30 protein-coding genes and 3 tRNA genes are annotated in these 26,912 nt (G+C 64.0%); 21 read left to right on the plus strand and 12 right to left on the minus strand.

The window, feature by feature from the left end:
- The first annotated feature begins 117 nt into the window (after nt 1-117).
- The gene (locus FIU91_RS07390; protein ID WP_152463679.1) at nt 118-1,155 is read left to right on the plus strand and encodes a tyrosine-type recombinase/integrase; all 1,038 of its coding nucleotides are present in this window, start codon (nt 118-120) and stop codon (nt 1,153-1,155) included.
- 74 nt (nt 1,156-1,229) lie between these two features.
- Here FIU91_RS07390 and FIU91_RS07395 read toward each other — a convergent pair.
- Nucleotides 1,230-1,303: transfer RNA gene (locus tag FIU91_RS07395), tRNA-Cys, on the minus strand.
- Nucleotides 1,304-1,424: 121 nt separating this feature from the next.
- Here FIU91_RS07395 and FIU91_RS07400 point away from each other — a divergent pair.
- From FIU91_RS07400 to FIU91_RS07425, 6 genes are all read left to right on the plus strand, one after another.
- Entirely contained in the window at nt 1,425-1,784 is a 360-nt protein-coding gene (locus FIU91_RS07400; RefSeq protein ID WP_093014677.1) for a YqjD family protein, read from the plus strand.
- A gap of 1 nt (nt 1,785) precedes the next feature.
- Nucleotides 1,786-2,133, plus strand: coding sequence for a hypothetical protein (locus tag FIU91_RS07405; protein ID WP_152462016.1), 348 nt, complete (start codon nt 1,786-1,788; stop codon nt 2,131-2,133).
- Between the two features lie 41 nt (nt 2,134-2,174).
- The gene (locus FIU91_RS07410; RefSeq protein ID WP_172974962.1) at nt 2,175-3,248 is read left to right on the plus strand and encodes an AI-2E family transporter; all 1,074 of its coding nucleotides are present in this window, start codon (nt 2,175-2,177) and stop codon (nt 3,246-3,248) included.
- Nucleotides 3,249-3,384: 136 nt separating this feature from the next.
- Nucleotides 3,385-4,038 carry a protein-L-isoaspartate O-methyltransferase gene (locus FIU91_RS07415; protein WP_093014669.1) on the plus strand — a complete coding sequence of 218 codons (654 nt, stop codon included), beginning with the start codon at nt 3,385-3,387 and terminating at the stop codon, nt 4,036-4,038.
- Nucleotides 4,039-4,112: 74 nt separating this feature from the next.
- The gene (locus tag FIU91_RS07420; RefSeq protein WP_254702062.1) at nt 4,113-5,489 is read left to right on the plus strand and encodes a TolC family outer membrane protein; all 1,377 of its coding nucleotides are present in this window, start codon (nt 4,113-4,115) and stop codon (nt 5,487-5,489) included.
- Between the two features lie 72 nt (nt 5,490-5,561).
- Nucleotides 5,562-6,554, plus strand: a complete 993-nt coding sequence (locus FIU91_RS07425) for a hypothetical protein (RefSeq protein ID WP_152462019.1) — start codon at nt 5,562-5,564, stop codon at nt 6,552-6,554.
- A gap of 86 nt (nt 6,555-6,640) precedes the next feature.
- Here FIU91_RS07425 and FIU91_RS07430 read toward each other — a convergent pair whose 3' ends face one another.
- The gene (locus FIU91_RS07430) at nt 6,641-6,961 is read right to left on the minus strand and encodes a DUF6280 family protein (protein ID WP_093014660.1); all 321 of its coding nucleotides are present in this window, start codon (nt 6,959-6,961) and stop codon (nt 6,641-6,643) included.
- A 215-nt stretch (nt 6,962-7,176) separates the two neighbouring features.
- Here FIU91_RS07430 and efp point away from each other — a divergent pair, with 215 nt between their 5' ends.
- Nucleotides 7,177-7,740 carry an elongation factor P gene (gene efp, locus FIU91_RS07435; protein WP_152462020.1) on the plus strand — a complete coding sequence of 188 codons (564 nt, stop codon included), beginning with the start codon at nt 7,177-7,179 and terminating at the stop codon, nt 7,738-7,740.
- 142 nt (nt 7,741-7,882) lie between these two features.
- On the opposite strand, the gene FIU91_RS07440 is transcribed toward efp, so the two are convergent.
- The 4 genes from FIU91_RS07440 to FIU91_RS07455 form a co-directional block, all read right to left on the minus strand.
- Nucleotides 7,883-8,683: a fructosamine kinase family protein gene (locus FIU91_RS07440; protein WP_093014654.1), complete on the minus strand. Its 801-nt coding sequence runs from the start codon at nt 8,681-8,683 to the stop codon at nt 7,883-7,885.
- On the minus strand, nt 8,680-9,420 hold the full coding sequence (locus FIU91_RS07445) for a folate-binding protein YgfZ (protein WP_152462021.1): 741 nt from the start codon (nt 9,418-9,420) through the stop codon (nt 8,680-8,682). Before FIU91_RS07445 ends, FIU91_RS07440 begins: the two co-directional genes overlap by 4 nt.
- A 62-nt stretch (nt 9,421-9,482) precedes the next feature.
- On the minus strand, nt 9,483-11,282 hold the full coding sequence (locus FIU91_RS07450) for an ABC transporter ATP-binding protein (RefSeq protein ID WP_371418270.1): 1,800 nt from the start codon (nt 11,280-11,282) through the stop codon (nt 9,483-9,485).
- Nucleotides 11,279-11,983 (minus strand): tyrosine-protein phosphatase, encoded by a 705-nt coding sequence (locus FIU91_RS07455; RefSeq protein ID WP_152462022.1) that lies wholly within the window; start codon nt 11,981-11,983, stop codon nt 11,279-11,281. Before FIU91_RS07455 ends, FIU91_RS07450 begins: the two co-directional genes overlap by 4 nt.
- 171 nt (nt 11,984-12,154) lie before the next feature.
- Here FIU91_RS07455 and FIU91_RS07460 point away from each other — a divergent pair, with 171 nt between their 5' ends.
- On the plus strand, nt 12,155-13,351 hold the full coding sequence (locus tag FIU91_RS07460) for an alanine--glyoxylate aminotransferase family protein (RefSeq protein WP_093014648.1): 1,197 nt from the start codon (nt 12,155-12,157) through the stop codon (nt 13,349-13,351).
- Here the strand turns inward: FIU91_RS07460 and FIU91_RS07465 are convergent.
- The 4 genes from FIU91_RS07465 to FIU91_RS07480 are packed head-to-tail and all read right to left on the minus strand — an operon-like array spanning nt 13,348 to nt 15,742.
- Nucleotides 13,348-13,527, minus strand: coding sequence for a hypothetical protein (locus FIU91_RS07465; protein WP_152462023.1), 180 nt, complete (start codon nt 13,525-13,527; stop codon nt 13,348-13,350). The two genes, FIU91_RS07460 and FIU91_RS07465, sit on opposite strands and share 4 nt — an antisense overlap.
- A 56-nt stretch (nt 13,528-13,583) precedes the next feature.
- Entirely contained in the window at nt 13,584-14,702 is a 1,119-nt protein-coding gene (locus FIU91_RS07470) for a pyridoxal phosphate-dependent aminotransferase (protein ID WP_152462024.1), read from the minus strand.
- Between the two features lie 39 nt (nt 14,703-14,741).
- Nucleotides 14,742-15,068, minus strand: a complete 327-nt coding sequence (locus FIU91_RS07475; RefSeq protein ID WP_152462025.1) for a DUF1992 domain-containing protein — start codon at nt 15,066-15,068, stop codon at nt 14,742-14,744.
- A 32-nt stretch (nt 15,069-15,100) separates the two neighbouring features.
- Nucleotides 15,101-15,742 carry an NAD(P)-dependent oxidoreductase gene (locus FIU91_RS07480; RefSeq protein ID WP_152462026.1) on the minus strand — a complete coding sequence of 214 codons (642 nt, stop codon included), beginning with the start codon at nt 15,740-15,742 and terminating at the stop codon, nt 15,101-15,103.
- Nucleotides 15,743-15,857: 115 nt separating this feature from the next.
- Between FIU91_RS07480 and FIU91_RS07485 the strand changes: the two genes are divergently transcribed.
- The 4 genes from FIU91_RS07485 (at nt 15,858) to FIU91_RS07500 (ending at nt 19,400) form a co-directional block, all read left to right on the plus strand.
- The gene (locus FIU91_RS07485) at nt 15,858-17,144 is read left to right on the plus strand and encodes a lipoprotein-releasing ABC transporter permease subunit (RefSeq protein WP_152462027.1); all 1,287 of its coding nucleotides are present in this window, start codon (nt 15,858-15,860) and stop codon (nt 17,142-17,144) included.
- Complete coding sequence (locus FIU91_RS07490; protein WP_152462028.1) at nt 17,137-17,820, plus strand: ABC transporter ATP-binding protein; 684 nt, start codon at nt 17,137-17,139, stop codon at nt 17,818-17,820. Before FIU91_RS07485 ends, FIU91_RS07490 begins: the two co-directional genes overlap by 8 nt.
- A 99-nt stretch (nt 17,821-17,919) precedes the next feature.
- Entirely contained in the window at nt 17,920-18,669 is a 750-nt protein-coding gene (locus FIU91_RS07495) for a calcium-binding protein (RefSeq protein WP_172974963.1), read from the plus strand.
- 80 nt (nt 18,670-18,749) lie between these two features.
- On the plus strand, nt 18,750-19,400 hold the full coding sequence (locus FIU91_RS07500) for a DUF3047 domain-containing protein (protein ID WP_152462030.1): 651 nt from the start codon (nt 18,750-18,752) through the stop codon (nt 19,398-19,400).
- On the opposite strand, the gene FIU91_RS07505 is transcribed toward FIU91_RS07500, so the two are convergent.
- Nucleotides 19,401-19,835 (minus strand): DMT family transporter, encoded by a 435-nt coding sequence (locus FIU91_RS07505; protein WP_152462031.1) that lies wholly within the window; start codon nt 19,833-19,835, stop codon nt 19,401-19,403.
- Between the two features lie 148 nt (nt 19,836-19,983).
- Between FIU91_RS07505 and FIU91_RS07510 the strand changes: the two genes are divergently transcribed.
- Entirely contained in the window at nt 19,984-20,430 is a 447-nt protein-coding gene (locus FIU91_RS07510) for a cytochrome c (protein ID WP_245760295.1), read from the plus strand.
- A gap of 2 nt (nt 20,431-20,432) precedes the next feature.
- On the opposite strand, the gene FIU91_RS07515 is transcribed toward FIU91_RS07510, so the two are convergent.
- Nucleotides 20,433-21,020, minus strand: coding sequence for a TetR/AcrR family transcriptional regulator (locus FIU91_RS07515; protein ID WP_152462032.1), 588 nt, complete (start codon nt 21,018-21,020; stop codon nt 20,433-20,435).
- Between the two features lie 111 nt (nt 21,021-21,131).
- Here FIU91_RS07515 and FIU91_RS07520 point away from each other — a divergent pair, with 111 nt between their 5' ends.
- The 7 genes from FIU91_RS07520 (at nt 21,132) to FIU91_RS07550 (ending at nt 26,366) form a co-directional block, all read left to right on the plus strand.
- Nucleotides 21,132-21,416: a hypothetical protein gene (locus FIU91_RS07520; RefSeq protein WP_152462033.1), complete on the plus strand. Its 285-nt coding sequence runs from the start codon at nt 21,132-21,134 to the stop codon at nt 21,414-21,416.
- A gap of 69 nt (nt 21,417-21,485) precedes the next feature.
- Nucleotides 21,486-22,772 (plus strand): homoserine dehydrogenase, encoded by a 1,287-nt coding sequence (locus FIU91_RS07525; RefSeq protein ID WP_093014613.1) that lies wholly within the window; start codon nt 21,486-21,488, stop codon nt 22,770-22,772.
- A 1-nt stretch (nt 22,773) separates the two neighbouring features.
- Nucleotides 22,774-23,178, plus strand: a complete 405-nt coding sequence (locus FIU91_RS07530; RefSeq protein ID WP_216651637.1) for an NUDIX domain-containing protein — start codon at nt 22,774-22,776, stop codon at nt 23,176-23,178.
- Between the two features lie 78 nt (nt 23,179-23,256).
- The gene (glpX, locus tag FIU91_RS07535) at nt 23,257-24,222 is read left to right on the plus strand and encodes a class II fructose-bisphosphatase (protein WP_093014607.1); all 966 of its coding nucleotides are present in this window, start codon (nt 23,257-23,259) and stop codon (nt 24,220-24,222) included.
- A gap of 84 nt (nt 24,223-24,306) precedes the next feature.
- Nucleotides 24,307-26,037 (plus strand): single-stranded-DNA-specific exonuclease RecJ, encoded by a 1,731-nt coding sequence (gene recJ, locus FIU91_RS07540; protein WP_254702063.1) that lies wholly within the window; start codon nt 24,307-24,309, stop codon nt 26,035-26,037.
- A 66-nt stretch (nt 26,038-26,103) separates the two neighbouring features.
- A tRNA-Glu gene (locus FIU91_RS07545) sits at nt 26,104-26,178 on the plus strand.
- 113 nt (nt 26,179-26,291) lie between these two features.
- Nucleotides 26,292-26,366: transfer RNA gene (locus FIU91_RS07550), tRNA-Glu, on the plus strand.
- Nucleotides 26,367-26,912 lie beyond the last annotated feature (546 nt).

The following is a 26,912-nucleotide window of genomic DNA, read 5'->3' on the forward strand; positions in this document are numbered from 1 at the left end:
GATTTGGCTCTGTTCGTATTGAGACCACTTCTGAAGGCAAATTCGCGATCTCAGTGGGAGAGGCCGAGGGAATATCAACCGTAACTCCCTTAGAGAAGTGGAGGGCACTACGTGGCGATGCCTAAGGGCATTCATCGGGTTCGAAGGAAGCTGGTTTCTGGGAAAAGCCGGTTTCATTTTTATGCTTGGCGAGGAGGTCCAAAGTTCTGGGTCGACGACGTACACAGTCCGCGGGATCCGGATTTTCAGTTGGCCTTTGCGGAAGCCATCAAGCGCCCGGAACCAAAGATTCTAATGACGCCTCGGTTGGTAGATGAGTTCCTATCGAGTGCAGCCCGTGCGAAAGCGAAACGGTCTTTTGCAGATCAGCGCAAATGGCTCCTGCGCTTTGCAGAGCATTTTCACGATGCTCCGGTTGCAATCTTCGAGGAGCGTGGCGCTCGAGGAGAGGTGAACAAGTGGCGGGCCCGATGGAAACACTCGCCCAAACAGCATGACATGGCTGGAACTCATGCGGTCCGAGTTTTGAACTGGGCCGTTGAGGAAGGCCATTTGTCCGAGCATCACTGTCACAGACTTCCCAAGCTTTATGACGTGGATCGGTCAGAGGTCGTCTGGACCACGAAGGACCGAGAGTCGATCGATGCAATTGCGCCCAGCTGGGTCCAAAGATTGCTCTGTGTTGCCTGTGAGACGGGCTTGCGACCGGGTGACTTGGTCAAGCTGACGCGCGCGGCGGTTGAGACGACGCCCTCTGGCCTTCGTTTGAGAGTGCGGACGAGCAAACGGGGCAGGGTGGCTCACATCCCTATAACCGAGACACTGGCCCGCGTCATCGATGCAACGCCGCGCGACCAAATGCTGATTCTTACCAACGCACGGGGCAACCAGCTGACGCCGCACCGCGCCTCTGAGGGCCTGCGACAATGGCGCGACAAAGCGGGGCTGAGCGAAGATCTCCGACTGCAGGATTGTCGGGGGACAGCTGCGACGCGGTTGCTCGATGCGGGTCTCAGCCTTTCCGAGATCGCAAGCCACATGGGCTGGTCGCTACGCCACGCTGCAAATGTCATCGAGCATTATGCGCGTGTCTCACCAGGCGAAACAGATGCCGTCTTGCTCAAGCTGCAGCAGCACAAGGGGGCTGGATCGTGAACAAAACTGTAAACGCACCTGTAAACGGCCCAGTGGGAGCAATCGGTTGGTGCGTCTATGTCATTGAAAATAAATGGAGGCGAGTACCGGAATCGAACCGGTGTACACGGATTTGCAATCCGCTGCGTAACCACTCCGCCAACTCGCCAGAGTGGGCTTGTCTCTAGGTGGCTGTCGCGGCAGCGTCAAGCGGATAAGAGCGGCTGGCCTGATGGAACCGTTCCAGTCACGGGGCGTTGATCCGGGAATGGGAAGCAAGGAGTTGGACCATGGCCCAGAGCCAGACAACAGCACATATCAAGGACGTGGAATCGCAGGCGCAGCAGGCCGCGGGCAATGACAACGCTGCGTTGAAGGCGCAGATCGAGACGCTGAAGGCAGATCTCGCATCGATCACCGACCTCCTCGGCGAGATTGGCGCGCGCCGCAAGGACGAAACCGTCGACGCGGCCCGTGCCCGGTACGAATCCGCCAAGCGTGACGGGGAGCGTCTCTACGAGGATGCGCGCCACCGCGCGAATGACGCGCAGGACCAGGCGCTTGAAGCGATCCGCCGTCAACCGGCGACCGCCATCGGTATCGCGGTCGCGGCCGGGTTTCTTGCTGGCTTGATTACAAGTCGGAAGTAACATGGCACTTTTCGCCCATGCAGAGGCGGTCGCACGGCGCAAAGTCCGTGGGGCCGCCTATTCCGTTGTCGGCACGCTGTTCATTCTCCTCGGTGTCGGGTTTCTCTGCGCGGCCCTCTGGATCGTTCTGGTGGAACTTCGAGGCGCTCTCTTCGCGGCACAGGTGATCGGGTTCGGGCTTTTCGCGATCGGGTTCATCATACTCGGGATCGGCAAGTTCATATCCCGGCGACCAGTCGTCGTCGCCGGCCACAGTGCGGCTCCACAGACCACGACTTTGCCGATGGTTCAGCTCATCGAGGGCTTTCTGATCGGACTTGATGCGGGACGGAAGTCCAAACGGCGATAGCGGTTTGCACGGACCGCCATCGCCGCTCAGGGGAGAAAAAGGTGAGACAGAAAACTGATGGCGCCAGCGCCGCGCTGATCATCATCGCGTCGCTTCTGGTCGCCGGGGCGCTTTACGTCGCGCAGGATGTCGCTGCACCCATCGCGCTGGCGATCGTATTCGGCATCATCGTCGCGCCGATCATGGAGTTTCTCTGTCGGATCGGTTTGCCGCCCGGTCTTGGCGGAGCGTTGATTCTTCTTCTCACCGTCGCGCTTCTCAGCACCGCCGCCGTCGGTCTCGAGCCGGTTTTCTGGCGGTTCGTGGATGCGATTCCATCGATCCGCATGGAGATGCAGGAGATCGTTTGGCAGTTCCGGGACACCTTGAACAGCCTCGGCAATGTCAATGAAGAGATGAAGGAAGCCTTTGGAGGCGCCGGCGAGGATGGCGGAGACGGCGAGGCGGCGGCGGTGCCTTCGATGACCGATGCGATTTTCGCGGCGCCCGCGTTCCTCGCCCAGTTTCTGATCTTCGCCGGCACATTCTATTTTTTCCTGGTGCATCGTCTCAGCGTCTATTCCTTCCTCGCTGCGCGTCTCAGCCGCGCCGGGGAAGGGCAGGCTTTGCGCGAGAGGTTCCGGGTCGCCGAATTCCTCGTCTCTCGATATTTCATCGCCATCACTATCGTGAACTTCACTCTCGGTTTCGCGACGACAGCCGTGATGACCGCGCTCGGGATGCCGCTGCCTTATGTCTGGGGTTTTGCCGTCGCGATCCTCAACTACGTGCTCTATCTCGGGCCGGCCCTGATGGCGTTCCTGTTCCTGATCGGCGGGCTGGTGAACTTCGAGGGCCTTATGTCTGCCGCGCCGGCCGCGGCTTTCCTGACGCTGAACATGATCGAGGCGCAGTTCGTGACCCCTGCGATGGTCGGCCGACATGTTCGTCTCAATCCGCTTCTGGTCTTCGTCTCTCTTGTCTTCGGCCTGTGGTTCTGGGGACCGATTGGCGGTGTCGTCGCGATCCCCTGCCTCGTCATCGGTATCGCGATGGTGGACGAGCGCGTGCTCGGACAGCATGCGCGCAAAAACGATCGCTCGGACGCAGGGGGCACTCGGGACACCGGGGCATGAGGTCACTGTGATCGGCATGACGCGCCTGTGATCGCAAGGCCGCGACAATCTGGGTTTCACACCTTCTGTTTGTTGCCGCTTCAGGTAAGCTGTGTCACTAGTGAAGAGATAGCTTCTGAACGGATGAGTTTAGCTTATGCCAGACTTCGCGACCCTGCGCCGGGTGATGGTGGACACGCAGGTGCGTCCCTCTGACGTCACGAAATTTCCCATCATTCAGGCGATGCTGACGGTTCCGCGTGAACGATTTCTGCCGAACGACAAGGCGGAGGTGGCCTATGCCTCCGAAAGCGTGACGCTCGCTGAGAACCGGACCGTGCTTGCGCCGCGCACCTTTGCCAAGATGCTCGACGCGCTCGATGTCACGCCGGACATGCTCGTTCTCGATATCGGTTGCGGTTACGGGTATTCCGCCGCGGTTCTGGCGCATGTGGCCGAGGCGGTCGTCGCGGTCGAGGATCTTGAGGACATTGTGGATGAAGTGCCGGGCCTTCTGTCGGAGACCGGTGCCGATAACGTCGTTCTTCATACCGGTCCCCTGAGCGAGGGCGCGGCCGAGCACGGACCTTACGATGCGATCATCGTGGAAGGCGGCGTGGAGACATTGCCGGATACGCTGGATGATCAACTGAAGGAAGGCGGACGGATCGTCTGCCTGTTCGTCGAGGGACGCCTCGGCACGGTGCGGGTCGGCTACAAGATCGACGGTCACCTGAACTGGCGCTACGCGTTCAATGCGAGCGCACCGGTTCTTCCGGGATTTGAGGAAAAACGCGCATTCGCTTTGTAGAACGGGGCACGCGCAGCAGGGAAGCAGGGCAGGGACAGATGAAGACATCGAACTTTCTCAAGGCGGCGTGCGTGATGGCATCCGTGCTTTCGGCAGGCGTTGCCAAAGCCGATACACTCGCCGATGCACTTGTGGGTGCCTATAATTCGAGCGGTCTTCTGGAACAGAACCGCGCTGTGCTCCGGGCCGCCGATGAAGACGTCGCGCAGGCCGTTGCCCAGCTCCGGCCGGTGCTTGACTGGTCCGCCGAGGTCACGCGCAATTTCGGCACGCAATCGAGCCTCGGTCCGGCAGGTCAGCGAAACACGGGCGGTTTCATCAGCGAGGAGGCCTCGATCGGCCTCAACGCGTCGCTCCTCGTCTATGATTTCGGGCGCACGCGGCTCGGCATCGACGCGGCGAAGGAGGCTGTGCTAGCGACCCGCGCCCAGCTCGTCTCGATCGAGCAGCAGGTTCTCTTCCGCGCGACGCAGGCCTTCTTCGAGCTCGAGCGCGCCCAGCAGACCCTGCGCCTGCGCCAGAGCAACCTCAACGTCATCAACCGCGAACTGCGTGCCGCGCGGGACCGGTTCGAAGTGGGCGAAGTGACGCGCACGGACGTGGCGCTCGCCGAAGCGCGGCTCGCCGAAGCGCGCAGCCAGCTTGCGGTCGCCCAGGGTGATGTCGCCCGCGCACAGCAGGAATACCTGCGTGCGACGGGACGCCAGCCCGGCACGACCGATGTGCCCGCCTCGATCCCGCCGATTCCCGGCTCGCTGGAAACCGCGACCGCGATCGCATTGCGGACGCATCCCGACCTCATCGCCGCACAACGCCAGGTCACGCTCTCCGAGCTGAACATCGCGATCGCCGAAGCGACGCTGAAGCCCAGCGTCAACCTGAGCGGACGTTACGGCTATACCAAGGATCTGGAGAACACGGACAACTTCACACGCAGCGGCTCAATCTCTCTCGGTGCGTCCGGGCCGATCTATCGAGGCGGCGCGCTGACGTCCGCCCTGCGTCAGGCCAAGGCGAACCGGGATCAGCGCCGCGCGAATTTGCATGTGGTCTCCGAGCAGATCCGCCAGAATGTCGCCAATGCCTATGTAAACGTGGAAGTCGCAAGCGCGGCGATCCAAGCGAGCCAGCGGCAGGTCGAAGCCGCACAGGTCGCCTTCAACGGCATCCGCGAGGAAGCCCAACTCGGCGCACGCACAACGCTCGACGTCCTCAACGCCGAGCAGGATCTGCTCGACGCCCGGACGCTGGTGATCTCGGCGCGCGTCGACCGCTATGTCGCTGCATACAATGTCATCAATTCGATGGGCCGCCTGACCGTCGAGGAACTGAGCCTGCCGGTGCAGCAATACGACCCGTCAGCCTATTACAATCTTGTCAAGGACGCGCCGGCCCTGTCTCAGCAGGGCGAAGACCTCGACCGTGTCCTTCGTGCGATCGGAAAAAACTAAGGTTGTTCCGATCTGTTGTGCGGAATCGGAGGCGAGGCTAGACTTCTCGCTTGAGGCAGAGCGGTGAAGTAAATGTCGAAACCAGTCTCGAACGTAGAAATCGAGGATGTCCTAGCGTCGATCCGGCGTCTCGTCTCTGATGACGGTCGGTCGGGCGCTGCGGAGCCTGCGAAACAGGCTGAGTCCGCCGTCCGCGCGTCGGCGCCTCAATCCGTTGAACGGCTTGTCCTGACCCCCGCGCAGCGAGTGGCGGTCAGCGATCCCGAGCCGCAGGGGCGCCCGTCCGAAGGGGCAGGGGAGGCACCCATCCTCCTCACCGATCCGAAGAACGTGCCAGCGCAGCCCGAGACCGAGAGCGCGCAGATGGCAGACGCGGCCGCCCCGGAAAGGGCCGCGCCGGTGAACGGGGCCGACGCAGACGTTCTCGCGAAGGTCGTGCAGGATGAACTCGCCGCGCTCTTTGCCAGCGAAAGCGCGAAAGAGGACGAGGCGGAAAGCGACGCCGCAGAAGATCAAGCGGGCGGCGACACAGAGGATATGTCCGCTTCGGAGGAAGACGCCAGCCAGGCGTTGGACTCGGCGGACAACGCCGAGCCGGATGAGCTGCCGGAAGAGGCGGTGCAAACGCCCGAGCCCGTGGAGGCGATAGCGGAGCCCCGCTCGGTCCGCAGCGGAATGAGCCTCGAAGAGAAGATCGCGGAGCTCGAATCCATGATCGGTGGCGCGTCCGAGGAATGGGATAGCGACATGCCCGGGGATGGCGAGAATGCAGCCTTCGCGCACGGGCCGGAAGCGTCTCTCGATTGGGAGGACACGCCGATGTCCGGCGCGCTTTTCCAATCCCGCCGCGCGGGACATCTCTCCAGCATGGCCGATGACCTCGAGGACAGGGACGATCGGACCGGTTCGGTCCCCGCGCTCGACGAGGAGGCGCTTCGTAGCCTCGTCGCAGGCATCGTGCGCCAGGAACTGCAGGGCACGCTCGGGGAGCGGATCACGCGGAACGTACGCAAGCTCGTCCGCCGCGAGATCCAGCGCGCGCTTGCGAGCCAGGATTTCGAGTAGCCCGGTCTTCAACTTGAGCGGCGAATAAAAAAGGGCGCGTTCAGAAGAACGCGCCCAAATTCAGATCCGGTCTTGGATAGATGGAATCAGGCGGCTTCCGCCTGAAGCGCTGCGTTACGACGCTCGCTTTCCTCGCGCGACAGGGCCACGGAGGTGCGCACGCCTTTGCCGACGAACTCCATCAGGCCTTCCACGACACGTTCGTTCGGGTCGATACCCGCGCAGGTCAGAACCTCGCGGCCGTCGCGCGAACGTGCCCAACGAGCGATCTGCTCGGGGCCGTTGCCGTATTTCTTGTCATCGGCGATAGCATCGTCGAGCGCAGCGAGCACAACGGCCGCAAAAAGCTTGCGAGCGCGGTTTCCCTGCTCAGCGTTGAAAGCCGTTGCGTCTACGAAATCTCGCATGGATCGTCCTTTGGATTATTGGTCTTGTGTTCCGGGCGTAAGGGGCCTTATGGCCTATTTGCTGCGATTCGGATACAGCGAAATTGCATGGCTCCCTTGCGTCATGGTCATAGCGGCGCCTGTTTTCCCTACGAGATATGGTAAGGTTGCAGGGGCACTAAGGGGCAGATATAGGGTCAGCCGAATTCCGATCAACCTTCCGACAAGGTTTTGCCATGGCCAAGATCAACGGTAACGAAATCCGCCCGGGAAACGTGCTCGAGCATAACGGAGGGCTCTGGGCCGCCGTAAAGGTCGACCACGTCAAACCCGGCAAGGGCGGCGCCTTCGCGCAGGTAGAGATGCGCAACCTTCGCAACGGCTCGAAGCTGAACGAGCGCTTCCGCTCTGCCGACAAGGTGGAGCGCGTCCGCCTTGAGCAGCGGGACATGCAGTTCCTCTTCGAGAGCGAGGGACAGCTGACCTTCATGGATACCGAGACCTTCGACCAGGTTACGCTCGATGCCGAGATTCTCGGCGAGCGCCGGCCCTTCCTCCAGGACGGCATGACCATCGTCGTGGAGTTCTACGACAGCGAGGCGCTCAACGCGACGCTGCCGCAGAAAGTGACCTGTCGTGTCGCGGAGACCGAGCCAGTGGTGAAGGGTCAAACCGCCGCCAACTCGTTCAAGCCGGCGCTGCTCGACAATGGCGTGAAGATCACGGTGCCGCCCTTCGTCGGGCCGGACGAGGAGATCGTCGTCAATACCGAGACCATGGAATACTCCGAACGCGCCTGAATTCGGCGTTTCGGGTTTGAGTCTAAATGCCCCGGCCAATGGCGCGGGGCATTTTCGTTAGAGGGGAAGGGGCGCTGCCCCCTCTTGGCGGCGGAGCCGCCAATTCACCCCCGCGGTATTTCCGCCAACCCAAGAACCGGGATCACATCTCCGCATCCGCCAGGAAGCGCTCGACCATCGGACGGTAGCTGTCCCCGAAGAGCGTCAAATGGACGAGGGCCGGCCAGAGCTTGTAGATCGCTTCACGTTCGGAATAGCCGGGCTCCAGCTTGCCGTAGCCGCGCCAGAACGCCGTATCGGGCTCTCCGAAGAGCGTCAGCATCGCCAGGTCGACTTCCGAATGCCCGTAATAACAGGCCGGGTCGATCATCACCGCCTGATCCTTCGTGAAAAGAAGGTTGCCGGTCCAGAGATCGCCGTGAAGGAGCGCAGGGTTCGGATCGCGCGGAAGCCGCTCTCCGACGCGGGCCGCGAGTGCTTCGATTCGTTGACCAAGTTCGGCCGGCAGGTTCGGTAGGAAGGGGAGGAGCCGGCGCTCGGCCCAGAATTCCGGCCAGGTCGGCAGCGTCTCGTTCTCGATACGCAAAGAGCCGAAAGCGTAATCCTCGTTCCAGCCATAGCCCTGACCGGCCCAGGAATGCATCCGCGCAAGCGCTGTGCCGAATTCTCGCCAACGACGCGGACCTGGCGTCGCCTCTTCGAGATATTCCATGCAGAGAAGACCGTGCTCGACGTGAATGACCTCGGGTACCGGCGCATAAAGCATCCGCATGGCCGACAGCATCCGGCCCTCGGCGTCGACAAGTGGGCCGCGCTTGGCGACAAGCCGGTCCCCGTTGCCAAGCGTCACGAGCGCGACTTCGGACAGATCTCCGCCATGCAGCGGCTCGTGCGAGACCACGTGGCTGTCATAGGTGTCGAGAAGGGCTTGCGGCAGGCTCATCCCTGCACCTTCACGGATGCGTCGCCCGCCTGCATCTCGCCACTGGCGCGCGCGAAGCGCAAATAGGCAAGGCCTGCGCCGCCCGATTGCGTGAAGAGCGTGCCGGCGGGTTTGCCGTCTGCGGTGATCTCGGTGCCGAGGGGGGCGGAGCCCTCGACTTCCACGACAGCGAGACCCTTCTTCAGCTCGGTCTTGTGTTTCATGCGCGCGGTGACCTCCTGGCCGATGAAGCAGCCTTTACGGAAATCGACGCCGTTCAATCGCTCGAATCCCATTTCGAGGATATAGCTGTCCGGATCGAGTTCGACACCGGCAAGCGGCACCCCGGCGGCAACGCGCGCCGCATCCCAATCGACACCTTCCTCGGACGCGCGTCCGTCATAGGCGCGCCAGCCCATGCGCGGATCGCGCGGATCGGTGAGCGCGTCGTCCGGAGCCGCCCCGAGGCCGCGCGCGACGACGATATCGGTTTCTTCGATCTCGACCTTGGAGCGCAGCTTGTAGAGCGTGAGCGCCTTCAGAAGATCGCCGGATTGGTGTGACGCCACATCGAGCAGGATCGTATCGTCGTCGGCAATCGCGAAGAAATCCGCGCGATACTTGCCCTGCGGTGTCAGAAGGGCGGTGTAGACCGGGCCCTTGTCCAGCCGGTCGAGGTCGTTGGTAACGAGGTTCTGCAGGAATCGGTGAGCCTCGGGCCCAGAGACGCGCAGAACCGTGCGGTCGGTCTCGCTCATGGTCGCCTCATATCTTTGGACCAGACCCTATGCCTTGGCAGGGCAAGCTGCAACCGGAGCGGCTATTCGCTGCCGTCAAATTGAAGCCTGTGGAGATCGGCATAAAGGCCGCCCTGTTCGATTAGGCTGTCATGCACGCCTTGCTGCACGACCGCGCCATCCTGCATCACGACGATCTTGTCGGCGTTGCGGATCGTCGACAGCCGGTGCGCGATCACGAGCGTCGTGCGGCCCTTCGACAGCGTCTCCAGCGCCTCCTGCACATGCGCCTCGACCTTGGCGTCGAGCGCCGATGTCGCCTCGTCGAGAAGCAGGACCGGCGTGTCGCGCAGGATCGCACGGGCGATGGCGACGCGCTGTCGCTGGCCGCCCGAGAGCTTCGAGCCGCGCGGGCCGACAGAGGCGTCGAGCCCGCCGTCGAGATCTGGCAGGAAGGCGGTGACATGGGCCGCATCAAGCGCTGCCTGCAACTTCTCTTCGGGAATGTCGTCGCGGCCTAGCAGGATGTTGTCGCGGAGCGACTCGTCGAAAAGAAGCGCGTCCTGGCTGACGACCGAGAACAGCGCGCGCAGCTCCTCGAGGCGCATCTCTGTCGTCGGCACCCCGTCCAGCATGACGGCGCCCGAGCTGGGGTCGATCATCCGAGTGAGCAGGTTGAAGATCGTGGACTTGCCCGCGCCGGACGGGCCGACCAGAGCGGTGACCTGGCCTGCCTCGGCGGTGAAGTGCGCGCCGCGCAAGACTGCCTGGTCGCCATAGCTCGCATGGACATTGTCGAGCCGGATCTCGGGCACGCCGCTCGGGGCGGGCTTGGGGTGGGCCGGATCGCGCACGTCGGGTTCGAGATCGAAAAGCTCGCGCAACCGCTCGAGCCCCGCGATCGCGGGTTGCAACGTGCCCGACAGGCTGCCGAGGCGCCGCAGAGGCTCGAAGGCGAGGCCGATCGCGGTGAAGAAGGCGACGAAATCGCCGACGGTCTTTTCGCCCGACATGATCTCGGAGCCGCCGAAATAGAGAACGGCAGCGAAGCCCATGCCCGACATGATATCGATCAGTCCCGGCACGGCGGCGGACGCTGCGGCCGCGCGGATACGCACCGCCAGGAGCCGGTCTGCCAGCGACGCGAACCGCCCGGCCTGGTAAGTCTCAAGCGTATTGAGCTTGATCGGGACGATACCGGTGAAAATCTCGTTGAGGCGAGTCGAGAGCCCGGCCTGCATGTCCCTCGCGCGCCGAGACGTGCCGCGCAGGAAGCGCTGGATCGCGAAGGCGGGCATGATGAGCAGCGGCGCCCCAACGAGCGCGACCAGCGTCCAGCGCCAATCGATGAAGAAGGCCACCCCGAAGAGGGAGAACAGCGCCACCACATCGCGCCCCGCGCCGGTGATGAGCGCCTTCCAGACCGAATTGATCGTGGCGACATCGCCGTTGAGACGCTGCATCAGGTAACCCGGCCCGTAGCTTTGGTGGAACGAGCCGTCGAGCCGCATCACGTGGCGCAAGAGATCCTCGCGCAGCTCGTTGATGCTGATCTGGCTGACGCGCCCCAGGATCGTCTTCTGCGCGATTCCCGCGACCGCGCGGATAAAGAAGATCCCGAAGAAGATGAGTCCGACCAGTCCGATCATGTCGGCCTCGCCGCCAACGAAGACCCGGTCGAACATCGGCTTCATCATATACGAGAGTGCGCCGAACATCGCGCCTTCGATCGACATGAAGAAGAAGGCGGCGATGAACCAGATCCAGTGCTTGGCAAGATAATCGCGGCTGATCCAGGCGATCAGGCCCATACGCTCGCCGAAGGTATTGTCTTCGCCCGCGTCGTAATCCTCGGTGGTCTTTAAGGGGCCCTTCGCGCTCATGCCGGAAGCGCCACGTCTTTAGCCGGGCGGTTCGCATCGAAGGCCGCCTGAATGCGGCCGGCATCATATTCGTCGCGCAGCCAGTCCTCGAAGCCGATCTCTCCGCTTGCCTGCCGGGCCTCAAAGACGTCGAGTATGTAATCCTGCACGCCGGTCTTGGTGAACTTGAGATGGACATATCTTAGGCCGAGCTGCTTGCGGGCCTCTGCGATGCTCGCGCCCTCGAAAATAAGAAGATACATCGCGGCGGCGATGCCGGTGCGATCCGCGCCGGATTTGCAGTGAAAGACCAAGGGCTTCTCGGCGGTCCGCATCGCGTCGACCACGGCGAGGAGCCGCGTGTTCTTGGTGGCGTTGCGCGCCCACATCTTGGCGTCGATCAGCGTCAGGCCAAGCTCTTCGCAGATCTCCTTCTCGAAGAGATAGAAGGAAAACTTGTCCTCGCCGCGTAGATTGATGACGGACTTGATACCCATCTTCTTGTAGCGGCGGAAGCGGCGATGCGTTGGATGGTTTGAGCGGTACACGCCCGGTGCGATCTCGAAGAAGTTCGTCCAGAAGCCGCGCAGGATCGCGTGATCGAAGAACGAAAAATGCAGATGACTCAGGAATCTCTGCTTCGGCGAGGTGATGTCCTTGCCAAAAGAGCGCATGATCTGCCTTTCGGCGTCACCAACCCGGGTCCAGAAAGTCTTGCTCATAACGTCCGACATTACCTTGCGAGGCGGGTCTATCGTCTCGGGCGCGATGGGAAAAGGCCTTAGCCACAGTGCCGGCCGGATTGTCGCCCTACATTGACCTCTCGCCGCGTCGAGGTAGGGTCGCGCGGCTGCATCTGTAAGATGCGCCGTCATCCATCGAAAGGCTGCTCAATGTCCCTTGCTCATGGCCGTCCGTATCTTGCCATTCCGGGCCCATCGGTCATGCCCGACGCTGTCCTCCAGGCGATGCACCGCGCCTCGCCGAACATCTACGAGGGCGAACTGCCGACGATGGTGGACGGGCTGATCCCGGATCTGAAGCGCGTCGCGCGGACGGACGGGCATGTGGCGATCTACATCGCCAACGGGCACGGGACGTGGGAAGCGGCTCTCTCCAACATCGTCATGCCGGGCGAGAGTGTGCTTGTCTGCGCCACCGGCCGGTTCGGGCATGGCTGGGCGGAGATGGCGCGCGCGATGGGGATCGAGGTCGATCTCCTGGAGTTCGGCAAGCAAGCTCCGGTCGATCCAGAGGCTCTGAAGGCGCGGCTCCTCGAGGACAAGGGCCAGAAGATCAAGGCCGTGCTGACGGTGCATGTCGATACATCGAGCTCGATTCGCTCCGATATCGCCGAATGCCGCCGCGCGCTCGAGGAAGCGGGGCATCCCGCGCTGCTCGCGGTCGATTGCATCGCCTCGCTTGGCTGTGACCGGTTCGAGATGGATCTCTGGGGCGCCGATCTGATGATCACCGCGTCGCAGAAGGGCCTGATGGTGCCGCCGGGGCTGGGCTTCGTGTTCTTCAACGATCGCGCGGCGGCGGTCAGGGCGAAGATGCCCCGCGTTTCGCGCTACTGGGACTGGAGCGAGCGGGCCGCGCCCGAGATGTTCTACCAGTATTTCGGAGGCACAGCTCCCACGCACCACCTCTACGGGTTGCGCGCAGCGCTCGATCTCATCCATGCCGAGGGGATGGAGGCGGTCTGGGCGCGGCACGCCGTTCTTGCCCGCGCGATCTGGGCCGCGGCCGAGACCTGGGGAGAGGACGGGCCCTTGCGCCTCAACGTCGCCGATCCGGCGCATCGCAGCCACGCGGTCACCGCGCTCCGCCTCGGCGCGCCACATGGGGCGCGTCTGCGTGCCTGGACGGCGGAGCAGGCGGGCGTGACGCTCGGAATCGGGCTCGGCATGTCCGAAGAGGGCGATCCCAAGGGCGAGGGGTTCTTCCGGTTCGGCCATATGGGCCATGTGAACGCGCACATGATCCTGGGGCTTCTCGGGACCGTCGAAGCCGGACTCGCGGCGCTTGCGGTGCCGCATGGGGCCGGCGGCGTCTCGGCGGCGGCACGGGTGATCGCAGAAGGTTAGCCGCGCCGTGTTGCGAGCCGGTCGATCCAGCGATTGAGCCCCCAGCCGATCAGCAGGACGGGCAGGAGCCCGTAGAGCGCCCAGACCACGCCGAATATCCAGACGAGATTCACCCCGCCCATGATCAGCGCGGCATTGGTGAAATCCGGGGCCCTGCTTGGGGTGTGATCGCGCATGGCTTCGCCTCCGTCGATAGCGGAGACGATAATGCAGATTGACGTTAAGGAAAGCCCTAGCCTGCTTGCGCCGCTTTCGCGTCCTCTATCGCGTGGGGAAGAACCTCGGCGAAGACATCGAGGTCTTGCGGGCTGCCGCAACTGACCCGGATACAGCGGTTCTGCGGCTCGGCGAACGGCATCCGCACGAAAACACCCCGCGCCACCAGCGCATCGAGAATCGCCTTTGCAAAGGCCCCGTCGCGCCCGCAGTCGATGGCGACGAAGTTTGTCGCCGAGGGCAGGGGTGTCAGACCGTTCGCTTCGGCGATCTTGGCGATCCGCGCCTTGGATTTCGCCGCTTCGGTGCGCACTTCCTCCAGCCAGACCTTGTCGTTCAGGGAGGCGAGTGCAGCTTCCTGGCCAGGCCGCGTCATGCCGAAATGGTCTCGCACCTTGTCGAACGCCTTGATGAGCGGCGCGGCGGCACAGGCGTAACCGACGCGCATCGCGGCGAGCCCATGCGCTTTGGAAAAGGTCCGGGTGCGGATGACGCGCGGATCTTCGGGATCGATTCTCGGCGCGGTGCCCTCGGGGGCGAACTCGATATAAGCCTCGTCGAGAAGGAAGAGCGTGCCGTCGGGAATGAGATCCAGCGCCTCCTCGATCTCGCGGCCGGTCCACCAGGAGCCCATCGGGTTGTCCGGGTTCGACATGTAGACGATCTTCGCGTCGACCTCGGCCGCCTTGGCGAAGAGCGCCGGCAGATCTTCGCGGTCCTCGCGGAACGGCACCTTGTGGAGGACGCCGCCGAAGCCGTTCACATGGTAGTTGAAGGTCGGATACGCGCCGTTCGTGGTCACGACCGCGTCGCCTGGTTCCACCAGAACGCGGACGAGCACGCCCAGAAGCCCGTCGATGCCTGCGCCGACGACGATGTTCTCGGGCCGCGCGTCCATATGTTCGGCAAGCGCGGCGATCAGCTCGTGGTTCGAGGCATCGGAATACATCCAGGCCTCCGGCGCCGCGGCGCTCAGCGCTTCGATGGCGCGCGGAGAGGGGCCGAAGACGGATTCGTTCGCGCCGATCCGGGCGCGGAAGGGGCGGCCCATCGTCCGCTCTTGCTCTTCGGGGCCGATGAAGGGCACGTCGGAGGGAAGCGTCTGGGCGAGTCGGGTCAATCTGGGTCCGGTCATGGGCGCGAGTATGCAATCCGCGGCCCCGGCGGCAAGGGGTCAGCGTCCGCGGAGCCGCGCTTCCTTGGCGAGCGCATGGCGCAGACCAAGATCGGTGACGCGGCGCATCAGCATCGCGCGCCGTTCGGGATCTGACTCCTGCGCGAGTTCCGCCTGCGCCTCGCGCAGCAGGTTCCGCAGCTCCAGCTCCTGCGGAATGGCGCCCGCCTCGGACATGATCCGGTAGCCTGCCCGCGTGATCGGATCGAGCCCGTCAGAGGTGCTGAGATCGCTGAGCGGCTTGCCCGCACCCGGCAGATTGTCGAAGACGCCGTCCTCGAGCGCTTCCTGCATCTTCTGTTCGGCGATCCGGGCAAAGAGCGACATGACAAAAGTCTATGCCGCGCGCGCTGAATTGCTCAAGAGGTGAGGACCGGTGCCTCGCGGATATGTGCGCCGTCCTCGATCGCCCGGACGAGGAAATGTGCGACATCGCCGCGCGGGATCAGGCCCATCCGCCAGCTCTTGGGGTCTGTCAGCACCTTGTAACGTCCCGTTCCCTTGCGGTTTCGAAGGATCGTCGGGCGCGCGATGGTCCAGTCGAGCGAGCTTGCCTTGACCATCTCTTCCTGCCGGGTCTTGTCCTTGTAAGGCTCGCCCAGAAGGAAGGAATGGCCCTGCCGCTCGATCCAGCTGAGCGCCTCGATCGACTCGCCCGCGCCGATCCCGGTAACGATCAGGAGGCGTTTGGGGCCTTTCTCTTCCATCAGCGGCAAAAGCGCTTCGGTCGATTTCGAGAACAGCGAGACCGGCTTCCAGATCATCGAGACGCTTTCCTCGATGCCGAGGCAGGAGACGACCGCGTCCACGCCGTCGAGGGCCGGGGCAAGATCGCCCGCAGAGGTGGCGTCGCCGGGCCAGCGTTCGAGTCCAGCCGCGTCGAGTTCGATCTTGTCCGCGCTCCGGGCGAAAGCGCGGACTTCATGGTTTCGGCTCAATGCTTGTTTGACGACCTCAAGGCCGATGCCCTTGGACGCGCCAATTACGAGGATACGGGTCATGGTGGTTCTCCTTTGACCATCACCTAAGCGTGCGCGCGCCGAAGAAAAGACGCCCCACGCTTGACCCGCGCGCGGCAAGCGATCACCTAGGCGCGAGCTACAGAAAGGCAGCCTCATGGCCCGACGCACCGCCCCCTTCGCGGGGTTCGAATGGATGATCGCCTGGCGATACCTTCGCGCGAAACGCGCAGAGGGCGGCGTCAGCGTGATGACCTGGATTAGCCTTGTCGGCATCACTCTTGCGGTGTTCGCCCTGATTGCGACGCTGGCGGTCCGCTCGGGTTTTCGGGCGGAATTCGTCGACACGATCCTCGGCGCGAACGCCCATGCATCGGTCTATTCGGGCGGCACGCAGGACGCGGCGGGCAATTCCATCCGCACCTTCCAGGATTTCGAGGAACGCGCGGCGCGCATCGCCGAGGTCGAGGGCGTGACCCATGCCGCAGCTATCGTGCGTGGCCAGGTCATGGCCAATGCCAACGGGCGCAATTCCGGGGTCGAGGTGTTCGGCACGCGCGCCGAGGATCTGCAGACCCTGCCGCGCATCGTTGATCCCGAGACCGGCATCGGAAATATCGACGAGTACGACAGCGGCATCGCGATCGGCTCCGGCGTTGCGCGCGAGCTGGGCGTGGGGCTTGGCGATCAGGTCAAGCTGATCTCGCCTGACGGGGTGAAGACCGCCTTCGGCCAGAGCCCGCGCGTGAAGTCCTATGACGTGATCTACGTCTTCTCGGCCGGGCGCTACGACATCGACCGCACGCGCATCTACATGCCGTTCGAAGAGGCGCAGCTCTACTTCAATCGCGAAGGGCAGGCCGACGAGATCGAGGTCATGGTCGAGAATCCCGAAAACATTGGTCAGTACCGAGCGGCGATCGCGGCAGCGGCGGGCGAGGGCGCCTATCTCTGGACATGGCAGGACGCCTCTGGCGGCTTTCTTTCCGCCCTCGAGGTCGAAGACAACGTGATGTTCGTCATCCTGTCGATCCTCGTTCTGATTGCGGCGATGAACATCACCTCGGGGCTCATCATGCTTGTGAAGAACAAGGGGCGGGATATTGGAATCCTTCGGACGATGGGCCTGACGGAGGGCGCGGTGCTTCGGGTCTTCTTCATCTGCGGGGCCTTCACCGGGATCATCGGCACCGTGGCGGGCGTCATCCTGGGGTGCCTTTTCGCGATCTATATCGACCCGATCTTCTCGGCGGTGAATTTCGTCGCGGGGGGCGGGGTCTGGGACCCTTCGGTGCGCGGCCTCTACCAGCTGCCCGCCAAGCTCGAGTTCGGCGACGTGATGTCGGCGGTGGGCCTGTCGCTGGGCCTGTCCTTCCTCGTCACGATCTTTCCCGCCCGCCGCGCGGCGCGGATGAACCCGGTGGAGGCGCTGCGCTATGAATGACACGGTGCTCCGCCTCGAACGCATTACCAAGATATATAACAAGGGCTTGCGGAACGAAATTCGCGTTCTGCGCGAGGTCGATCTCAGCGTCGGCGAGGGCGAGGTGGTGGCCCTCGTCGCGCCATCGGGCGCGGGCAAGTCAACGCTTCTTCACATTGCGGGCCTTCTCGATACACCCGACGACGGCCGCGTCGTGATCGGCGGCGAGGAGATGAGCGGCGAGAACGATCGCAAACGCACCGCGGTGCGCCGCGACAGCGTGGGCTTCGTCTACCAGTTCCACCACCTTCTTCCGGAGTTCACCGCACTCGAGAACGTGGTTCTGCCGCAACTCGCGAATGGGGCGGGCTCTCGCGAGGCGGAGGCGCGGGCTATGACGCTTCTCGACAGCGTCGGCATCGCGGACCGCGCGCGGCATCGGCCTGCTGCCTTGTCAGGCGGCGAGCAGCAGCGCGTTGCCTTCTGCCGCGCGATGGCGAACAAGCCGCGCCTTCTGCTGGCGGACGAACCCACCGGCAATCTCGACCCCGACACTTCCGACAAGGTGTTTGCGGCGCTGATGGCGCTCGTGCGCGACACCGGCCTGTCAGCGGTGATCGCAACGCATAATCATGAGCTTGCCGCGCGCATGGATCGGCAGGTGCAGCTTGACCAGGGGCAATTGCGGACGCTCTGACGGATCCGGGAAAAATGTCGTAAATTGTCGCAAACGGGTCCTAATTCGGCCGGTATCGCGGGGCATCTTCGCCGCGGGTTTCGCTGATGGATGAGCTCTATGTCCTTGGAATTGTTGTTCGCGCTTGTTGCGCTCACACCTCTCGCGGTCGGCGCGGGTCTACTGGGTCTCGGCGATGGCGAGGATGAGCCGGAAGAGACCGATGCCCCGGATATCGAAGAGCTCGAGATCACGACAGAGGGCGGTCCGCTCGCCGATGTGCTTCTCGGCACCTCTGAGAACGATGTTGTCGATGCGCTAAGCGGCGACGACACGGTCGAGACCGACGAGGGGGACGATGTCGTCTTTGGCCGCGAGGGGGATGACGACATCTTCGGCGGCGACGACAACGACACGCTGCTCGGCGAGGACGGCGATGATGGGCTCTTCGGCGAGGACGGTGATGACGCGCTCTTCGGCGGTGCCGGTGCCGACACGCTGGCAGGCGGGGCGGGTGATGACATCCTCTATGGCGCTGACGAGACGAGCGATGACGACGAGGCCGATGAGCTCGACGGCGGCGACGGCGACGACTTTCTCGAACTCGGTGCCGGTGATCAGGGGACCGGCGGGGCGGGCGCGGATGTCTTCTCGGTCGGCGGGACTGCGGCGATCACCGATTTCAACGCCGAGGACGATCAGATTATCGTGCGCTACGATGCCGAGCCTGCCCCGGAAATCGAGAGCCAGACCGTCACAGCGACGGGCGTGACCGTCACTCTGTCGGATGGCACGGTGATCTCGCTGGATGGGCTGACCGAAGCCATTCCCGAGGATCGGATTGCCTTCGTCGGCCCTTCGACGCTCTGACATCCGTCACGCAGACGTTTTTCGTTGAAACAGCCATGCGGGCTAGCCTCGTGTTTGTGCGAAACGAAAGGACGTCCCTTATGCGTATCATATCGACCCTCGCCGCCGGAGCCGTGACCCTTGCCGCCGCTGGCGCCGCGTTCGCCGCCAGCGTGCCCTTCGACGACGCGTGGAAAGTCCAGCGCTTCTCGCTCTTCTCGGGCAATGACTATGATTTCAACGGCGACACGCTCGCGGTCGGATCGGACGGGACTGTTTCGATTGCCTATCGTCCCTTGGCCGAAGAAAACTGGAGCGCAAGGTCGGCCAGCTGGTCCTGGGGCGTCGATGAAGGCGTGCCGCCGACCGACCTTTCGCAAAAGGGCGGAGATGACCGCAATCTCGCCGTCTATTTCGTTTTCCTGCCCGAAGACCGCGCCGAGGAGATGCAGGGCGTCGCGATCACCAGCCTTCTGAACGAGGACGACATTCGCGCACTCGTCTACGTCTGGGGCGGCGATCACGAACGCCGAGAGATGCTCGACAGCCCCTATCTTGGAGAGCGCGGCAAGACCGTTGTTCTGCGCCCGTCCGGCACCGGCGCGCATGAGGAGAGCGTCGATCTCGCGGCGGATCACGAGGCAGCGTTCGGCACTCAGCCGGGCGCGCTGGTCGGCGTCGCAATCTCGGGCGACAGTGACGATACGGAGACCTCGATCGACGCGAGCGTCAGCAACTTGGTTGTCGAGTGATCACGCTTTCTGCGTGATCCAGACACCGAGCGCCATCACCGCGATCCCCGTCGCCCGCGTCATCGTCAGCGGGGATGGGCGCGCTCCGAAAAGGCCGAACTGGTCGATGATCGCCGCTGAGATAAGCTGCCCCAAAAGCACGAAGAACACCGCGTTCCCGATGCCGAAATGCGGCGCGACATAGGTGATCGACAGCACGTAGAAGGCAACGAGCAGCCCTGCGAGGAACAGATGCCTTGGCGCATCGGCAGCTTTCAGGATCGCGTGCGGGCCCGTCAGCAGCGCGATGACCCCCGCCGCGATGAACGCGACCGTGAACAGGATCGCCGCTGCGCCTGCGGGCGATCCGATCCTGACGCCAAGCGCGGCATTCAAAGCCGCGAGCAACGGAATGCCAATCCCGGCGAGAAGCATGATCGAGGCATAGTGCAGCATTTCAATTCCTCTCCGCTGAGCCGCGCGGACCCTGGCGCGCCTTGGCGGTCAAGTCACGCCGAAAGATGTCGCTCCGTCATCCGGGGCTTGCGCCACCGGCCCCGAGGCGCGAGAAAATGAAAGGGCACGAGACAAAAGGGCAGGACAGATGAAAACGACGGGTTTGATGGCTTTGGGGCTGGCAGTCGCAACGCTTGCGGCGTGCGACGAGACCGGAATGCAGACGACCACGGCGGCGAGCGCCGGCATGCCGAGCGCTGCCGAGGGCGAGCAACTCTTCATGGAGTATTGCGCGGCCTGTCATGGGGCGGACGCGAAAGGCGATGGACGCATGGCGCGCGCGATGCGCGTGCCGCCGAAGAACCTCACGCTACTCAGCGTGCGCTCGGGCGACACCTTCCCGACGGCACGGGTTCTCTCGACGATCGACGGCTACGCGAGATCGGATATTGACGGGCCGGCCATGCCGGAATTCGGTGAGCTGCTGTCGGGTGAGCTGGTTCCTTACGACAGCGGCGATGGCGTCCTGACCCCGACACCGCGCAAGCTTGTGGCGATCACGGAATATCTGCGCTCGATCCAGGCGGCGCGGTAGCGTCAGGCGGATACGAGCCGCTGTACCATCGTCCAGTAGAGCGCTTCGACATCGGCGCGCGAGAGACGTCCGTCCTCGCGGAACCAGGTGTTGACCTGCGTCAGCATGCCGATGATCGCGAACGCGGTCACACGGGCGTCCTCGAGCTGGAAGATGCCGTCTTGCACGCCCTCCTCGAGGATCTCGACGAGGGCTCTTTCGTAGCGGCTACGCAAGGCGGCGATTTCGTTGAAATGCTCGGGCGTCAGGTTCCGCAGCTCCATGTATGAAATAAAGACCGCTTCCGGACGCTCTGAGTTGAAGCTGAGGTGAAACCGCGTGAACGCCTCGAGACGCCCGAGCGGATCGACCGGCTTCGGCCAGGCCTCGTAGGCGGCCAACAGATCCTGCATGTGAGTCTTCATCAGCGAGACGAGCAGCATCTGCTTGTCGGGCGTGTAGTTATAGAGCGCGCCCGCCTGCACGCCGACTTCTGTCGCGATCTGGCGCATGGAGACGGCGGCGTAGCCGTGTTTTGCGAACAACCGCAGCGCCGCGCGTTCGACGCGCGGGCCGGTGATATCGGAATGTGAGCCTCGGGTACGCGCCATGCGCGAAAGGATGATATGAACACCCGTTCAGATCAAGCGGCTTCATCCTTGCCAAGCGACGGGGTGTCGGGCAAGACGTTTTGGCATGGGGACACACTTGTTGGAGACCGGATGCGCCTTGCTCTCTTCCTGCTGATGACCGGGCTTGCCACGGCCTGCACGCAGTTCCCCGAGCTCGACGCCACGGCCACGCCCGGTGTTGCGGATGCGCCTTATCCCGACCTTCTGCCCATCGACCAGCTTCTTCGCGGCTCTGTAGCGCGCGCGACGCCCGAGGTTCGCGCCGGTGTCGAAGCGCGTGCGGCGGCGCTGCGCGGGCGCGCGGCGGCACTTCAGGGGCCGGTCATAGATGCCGCCACGCGTCGCCGGATGGCCGGGGGCGTTGCGACGCGCTAACCCACGTTGCAGCCTGCCCGCCGACCGGCTAGAGGGGCGGCGAGCACAAAGAACCAGGGAGCTTCCTTCATGTCTGACCCGCTGCGACTGGGGATTGCAGGTCTCGGCACCGTAGGTGCGGGCGTCGTGAAGATCGTTCGGCAGAAAGCCAATCTCCTGGCGACACGGACCGGACGCCCCGTCGAGATCGTCGCCGTCTCCGCCCGCAATCGCGACAAGGATCGCGGCGTCAGCCTTTCGGCCTACGAATGGGTCGACGATCCGGTGGCGCTGGCGCGGCGCGACGATATCGACGTGCTCGTCGAGCTGATGGGCGGCTCGGATGGCCCGGCCAAGGCCGCGACCGAAGCCGCGCTTGCCTCTGGCAAGGATGTCGTGACTGCGAACAAGGCGATGCTGGCCCATCATGGCCAGAAGCTTGCAACGCTCGCCGAGGAGAACGGCGCGGCGCTCCGGTTCGAAGCGGCGGTCGCAGGCGGCATTCCGGTTATCAAGGCGCTCACCGAAGGGCTTGCCGGCAACGAGGTCACGCGCGTGATGGGCGTGATGAACGGTACCTGCAATTACATCCTGACCCGGATGGAAAGTGCCGGGCTCAGCTATCGCGAGGCCTTCGAGGAGGCGGACGATCTGGGCTACCTCGAAGCCGATCCGGAGCTGGACGTGGGCGGCATCGATGCCGGGCACAAGCTCGCGCTTCTCGCCTCCATCGCCTTCGGCACCGAGGTCGCCTTCAGCGGCGTCGATCTCGAGGGGATCGGCAAGGTCTCGATCGACGATATCCGGCAGGCCGCCGATATGGGCTACAAGATCAAGCTTCTGGGCGTGGCGCGCATGACGGGCCGGGGGCTCGAGCAGCGAATGGCACCGTGTCTCGTGCCGCAGACCTCGCCGCTCGGCCAGCTCGACGGCGGCACCAACATGGTGGTGATCGAAGGCGACATGGTCGGGCAGATCGTGCTGCGCGGCGCGGGTGCGGGCGAGGGGCCGACCGCGTCTGCCGTGATGGGCGACGTGATGGATATCGCGCGGGGCCTCAGGATCCCGACCTTCGGCAAGCCCGCGAGCGCCCTGACGAAAGCCCAGCCCGCCACGGTCGCAACGCCCGCGCCCTATTACCTGCGGATGCGCCTTCTCGACAAACCCGGCGCGCTGGCGAAAGTCGCGACCGCGCTTGGCGAGGCGGGCATCTCGATCAACCGGATGCGGCAATACGATCATTCCTCCGACAGCGCGCCGGTTCTGATCGTGACGCACAAGACGACGCGCGATGCGCTCGACCGCGCGCTCGGCGCGATGAGCCGCACGGGCGTTCTGGCGAGCGATCCTGTCGCGCTCAGGATCGAGCAGGTCTGAGGTGATCCGCGCCTCCCTCGCGGTGGTGATCCGGGAGGGGGCGGCGCTCCTGGTGCGCCGCTCGCACCGTCCCGATGCGGGCCTCTGGGGGTTTCCGGGCGGCAAACGCGAGCCCGGAGAGACTGCGCTCGATTGCGCGATCCGCGAGCTCTTCGAGGAAACCGGTCTTCAGGCGACGGCAGGAACGCCTCTCGGCACGCTCACCCTGTCCCGTGCAGGTCTGCTCTATGAACTCGATGCGTGGCTTTGCATCGATGCAAAGGGCGACGCGCAGGCCGCCTATGATGCGGAAGAGGCGCGCTGGTTCGACGTTCAGGGCGTCGTCGCGGGCAAGCTGCTGATGAGCCGTGATGTCGACCGACTGACCCTTCGCGCGGTCCATCGCCTGACGGCAGCTGACCGTTAGCGCACACTGCCTTGCGCCCCCGTGACGGCCCGCGCTAGGAGTGAGCTCGACATATTGCACCCATATCGGAGAGTATTGATGAGCGCGCCCCAGGATTTCAACGACCGTATGCTGTCGCTCGGGCTCGCCCGTGTCGCTGAACAGGCCGCCATCGCCTCTGCCGATTTCATCGGGCGCGGCGACGAGAAGGCTGCCGATCAAGCTGCCGTCAACGCGATGCGCGACCAGCTCAACCGGCTCGACATCAAGGGCGTCGTCGTCATTGGTGAGGGCGAACGGGACGAGGCACCGATGCTTTACATCGGGGAGGAAGTGGGCAACGGCACGGGGCCGGGTGTCGACATCGCGCTCGATCCGCTCGAAGGCACGACGTTAACCGCCAAGGATATGCCGAACGCGCTGACGGTGATCGCGATGGGCCCGCGCGGCACGATGCTGCACGCGCCGGACGTCTACATGGACAAGCTCGCGATCGGACCCGGCTATCCCGAGGGTGTCGTCACCCTCGACATGAGCCCGCGCGAGCGTGTCGAGGCCCTGGCGAAAGCGAAAGGCTGCCAGCTCGACGAGATCACTGTCTGCATCCTCGAGCGTCCCCGCCACGAAGAGATGATCGGCGAGGTCCGCTCCACCGGCGCTGCGATCCGGCTGATCACCGATGGCGACGTGGCCGGCGTCATGCACACCGCCGAACCGGCAATGACCGGGATCGACATGTATATGGGGCAGGGCGGCGCACCCGAAGGCGTTCTTGCCGCGTCGGCGCTCAAATGCATGGGCGGTCAGATCTACGGTCGTCTGCTTTTCCGCAATGACGACGAACGCGGCCGGGCCGAAAAGGCCGGTATCACCGATCTCGACAAGATCTATGCGCGCGACGACATGGTCACCGACCACGTGATCTTCGCCGCGACCGGCGTGACCAGTGGCTCGCTATTGCCGGGCATCAAGCGCGAGGTCGGCTACCTGACGACCGAGACGATTCTCATGCGGTCCAAGACCGGGTCGGTGCGCCGCATGGTTTACCGCAACCCGACGCGCTGAGCCCTGGCGCTGGTCTTGGCGGGTGACGGCAACGCAATAACGGCAGTGAGAGCGGCGGGTCAGGAATCGCCTGCGTATCTCGGTGTGTCGCAATCCCTGACCGGCCGACGCTGGGTCGGCCCGAGCGCCGAGGTGCAGCGGCTCGCCGAGGCGACGCAGCAGGAAACCGGGCTCGCTCCGGCGCTGTGCGGAACGCTCGCGCGCCTTGGTGTCACACCGGATTCGGTGGAAGGCTTTCTCGAGCCGCGTCTTCGCGACCTCCTCCCCGATCCGCGCGGCCTGCGCGATATGGAGCGCGCCGCGAGCCGCGTTCTCAAGGCCGTCTCCGGGAAGGAGCGGATTGCGATCTTCGCCGATTACGATGTGGATGGCGGCGCGTCCGCTGCGTTGCTGATCGATTGGCTCCGCCAGCAAGGACGCGCTGCGACGCTCTATATCCCCGACCGGATCGATGAGGGCTATGGTCCGAACGATACGGCGATGGCGGATCTGGCCGCCAGGCACGACCTGATCATCTGCGTAGATTGCGGCACCCTCAGCCACGGCCCGATTGCGGCGGCGGCGGGCGCGGATGTGGTCGTGCTCGATCACCACCTCGCGGGCGAGACCCTGCCGGAGGCCCATGCGGTCGTGAACCCGAACCGGCAGGACGAGGACGGCGCGCTCGCGCATCTCTGTGCTGCGGCGGTCGTCTTTCTGATGCTCGTCGAATGCGGCCGGCAGATGCGCGAGGCAGGTCAGGCGGGGCCGGATCTCATGGCGATGCTCGATCTCGTCGCTTTGGCGACAGTGGCCGATGTCGCCCCGTTGCGCGGCGTCAATCGCGCGCTTGTCCGGCAGGGGCTTGCGGTGATGGCCCGGCGCGCGCGTCCCGGCCTTGTCGCATTGTCGGATGTGGCTCGGCTCGAGACCGCGCCAAGCTCCTATCACCTCGGTTACGTGCTCGGCCCTCGGGTCAATGCGGGCGGGCGCATCGGCAAGGCCGATCTCGGCGCGCGGCTTCTTGCGACCGACAATCCTCACGAGGCCGCGGCGATGGCCGAGGAACTCGACCGGCTGAATACAGAGCGCCGAGAGGTGGAGGCGGTCGTCCGCGCGCAGGCTCTTGTCCAGGCCGAGGCACGCGGTCTCGATGCGCCGCTTGTCTGGGCGGCAGGCGACGGCTGGCATCCGGGGGTGGTCGGCATCGTGGCCTCGCGCCTCAAAGAAATGACCAATCGTCCCGCCATCGTCATCGGATTCGACGGCGGCGAAGGCAAGGGATCGGGCCGGTCGGTCGCCGGCGTCGATCTCGGCGCGTCGATCCAGCGGCTTGCGAGCGAAGGTCTCTTGATAAAAGGCGGCGGTCACAAGATGGCCGCCGGCCTGACGGTCGCCGAGGACCGGCTCGAAGAGGCGATGGCGCGCCTGTCCGAATTGCTGGCCAAGCAAGGCGCGGGGCAGGGCGGGGCTGCGGACCTCACGCTCGACGGGGTTCTGATGTGCGGTGCGGCCAATGTGGACCTCATCGAGGCCGTTGATCGCGCCGGGCCTTTCGGCGCCGGAGCACCCGCGCCGCGCTATGCCTTTCCCGATGTGCAGATTCTCCATGCCAAGCAGGTAGGCGAGGGCCACCTGAAGCTGACCTTCGGAGATGGGCTTGGCGCGCGCATCGACGCCATCGCCTTCGGTGCGTTCGACGGTCCTATGGGCAAGGCCCTGTCGGAGCATCGCGGCCAGCGCGTACATCTGGCCGGCCGGCTTGAGATCAACGAATATCGTGGTCGGCGCAGCGTGCAGCTCCGGCTCGAGGACGCCGCGCTCCCCGGGGCGTGAAATTTCCTGAAAATCCCTCTTGCAGCGCCGCGCGGCTTTTTCTAAACACCGCCCACGCCACGGCATGGCCCGTTCGTCTATCGGTTAGGACGCCAGGTTTTCAACCTGGAAAGAGGGGTTCGATTCCCCTACGGGCTGCCACCTTTTCTCCCATACGCAGCGGATGGTTCGACCCTCTCAGGATCGAGCGACCATGCGGCGGGAAGAAGGGCACTTGCCTCGGCGCGGGCCTTGCTCTAGGCCCGCTACAGGATGGCCCGTTCGTCTATCGGTTAGGACGCCAGGTTTTCAACCTGGAAAGAGGGGTTCGATTCCCCTACGGGCTGCCACTCCTCCTCGCATATCGACGATAGAATCCGCGCCTTGGGGTGTTTCCCGCGCTTGTCAGGCGGTTCAGCCGACCTGTCGGAGCGAGGCTTGGCCGGTCTCGGTGCGAGCAAGCAGGTGAGCAGGCTTTTGGGCGCTACTGATTTAGCCGAAAAAACAGTCACTTGGCAGGCTGTATGAAAAAAATCTGACAAAATCCGTATTTTCTTCTTGCGGGTTTGGAGAGGTATCCGTAGATAGCGCTTCACCGGCGGCGCTGAGGCGCGGTTGGGGCGCCAGACGGGGCGGCGGCGAGGGCCTGAGGGTTCGAGCGGATCGCAGACGAGGCGGATAACATCTGAGGCATTGCTGGGCGGGCGCGTCGTAGGAATAGGGCGCACTGGTCTGGTTTTTGTCTCTGGCTCTTTGACATTATTGGTATCTGAAGAGATATGCGGGCGGTTTGGTCGATCAACTCGACAGACGTCCAGGCATATCGGCCTTCTAGGGTTTCGGCCCGATGATGAAGGTGTCAGCTTCACTGTTTGAGCGGCTTCGTTTCTTTTGGA

Origin of the sequence: Roseivivax sp. THAF30 (assembly GCF_009363575.1) — a bacterium.
Taxonomy (GTDB): domain Bacteria; phylum Pseudomonadota; class Alphaproteobacteria; order Rhodobacterales; family Rhodobacteraceae; genus Roseivivax; species Roseivivax halotolerans.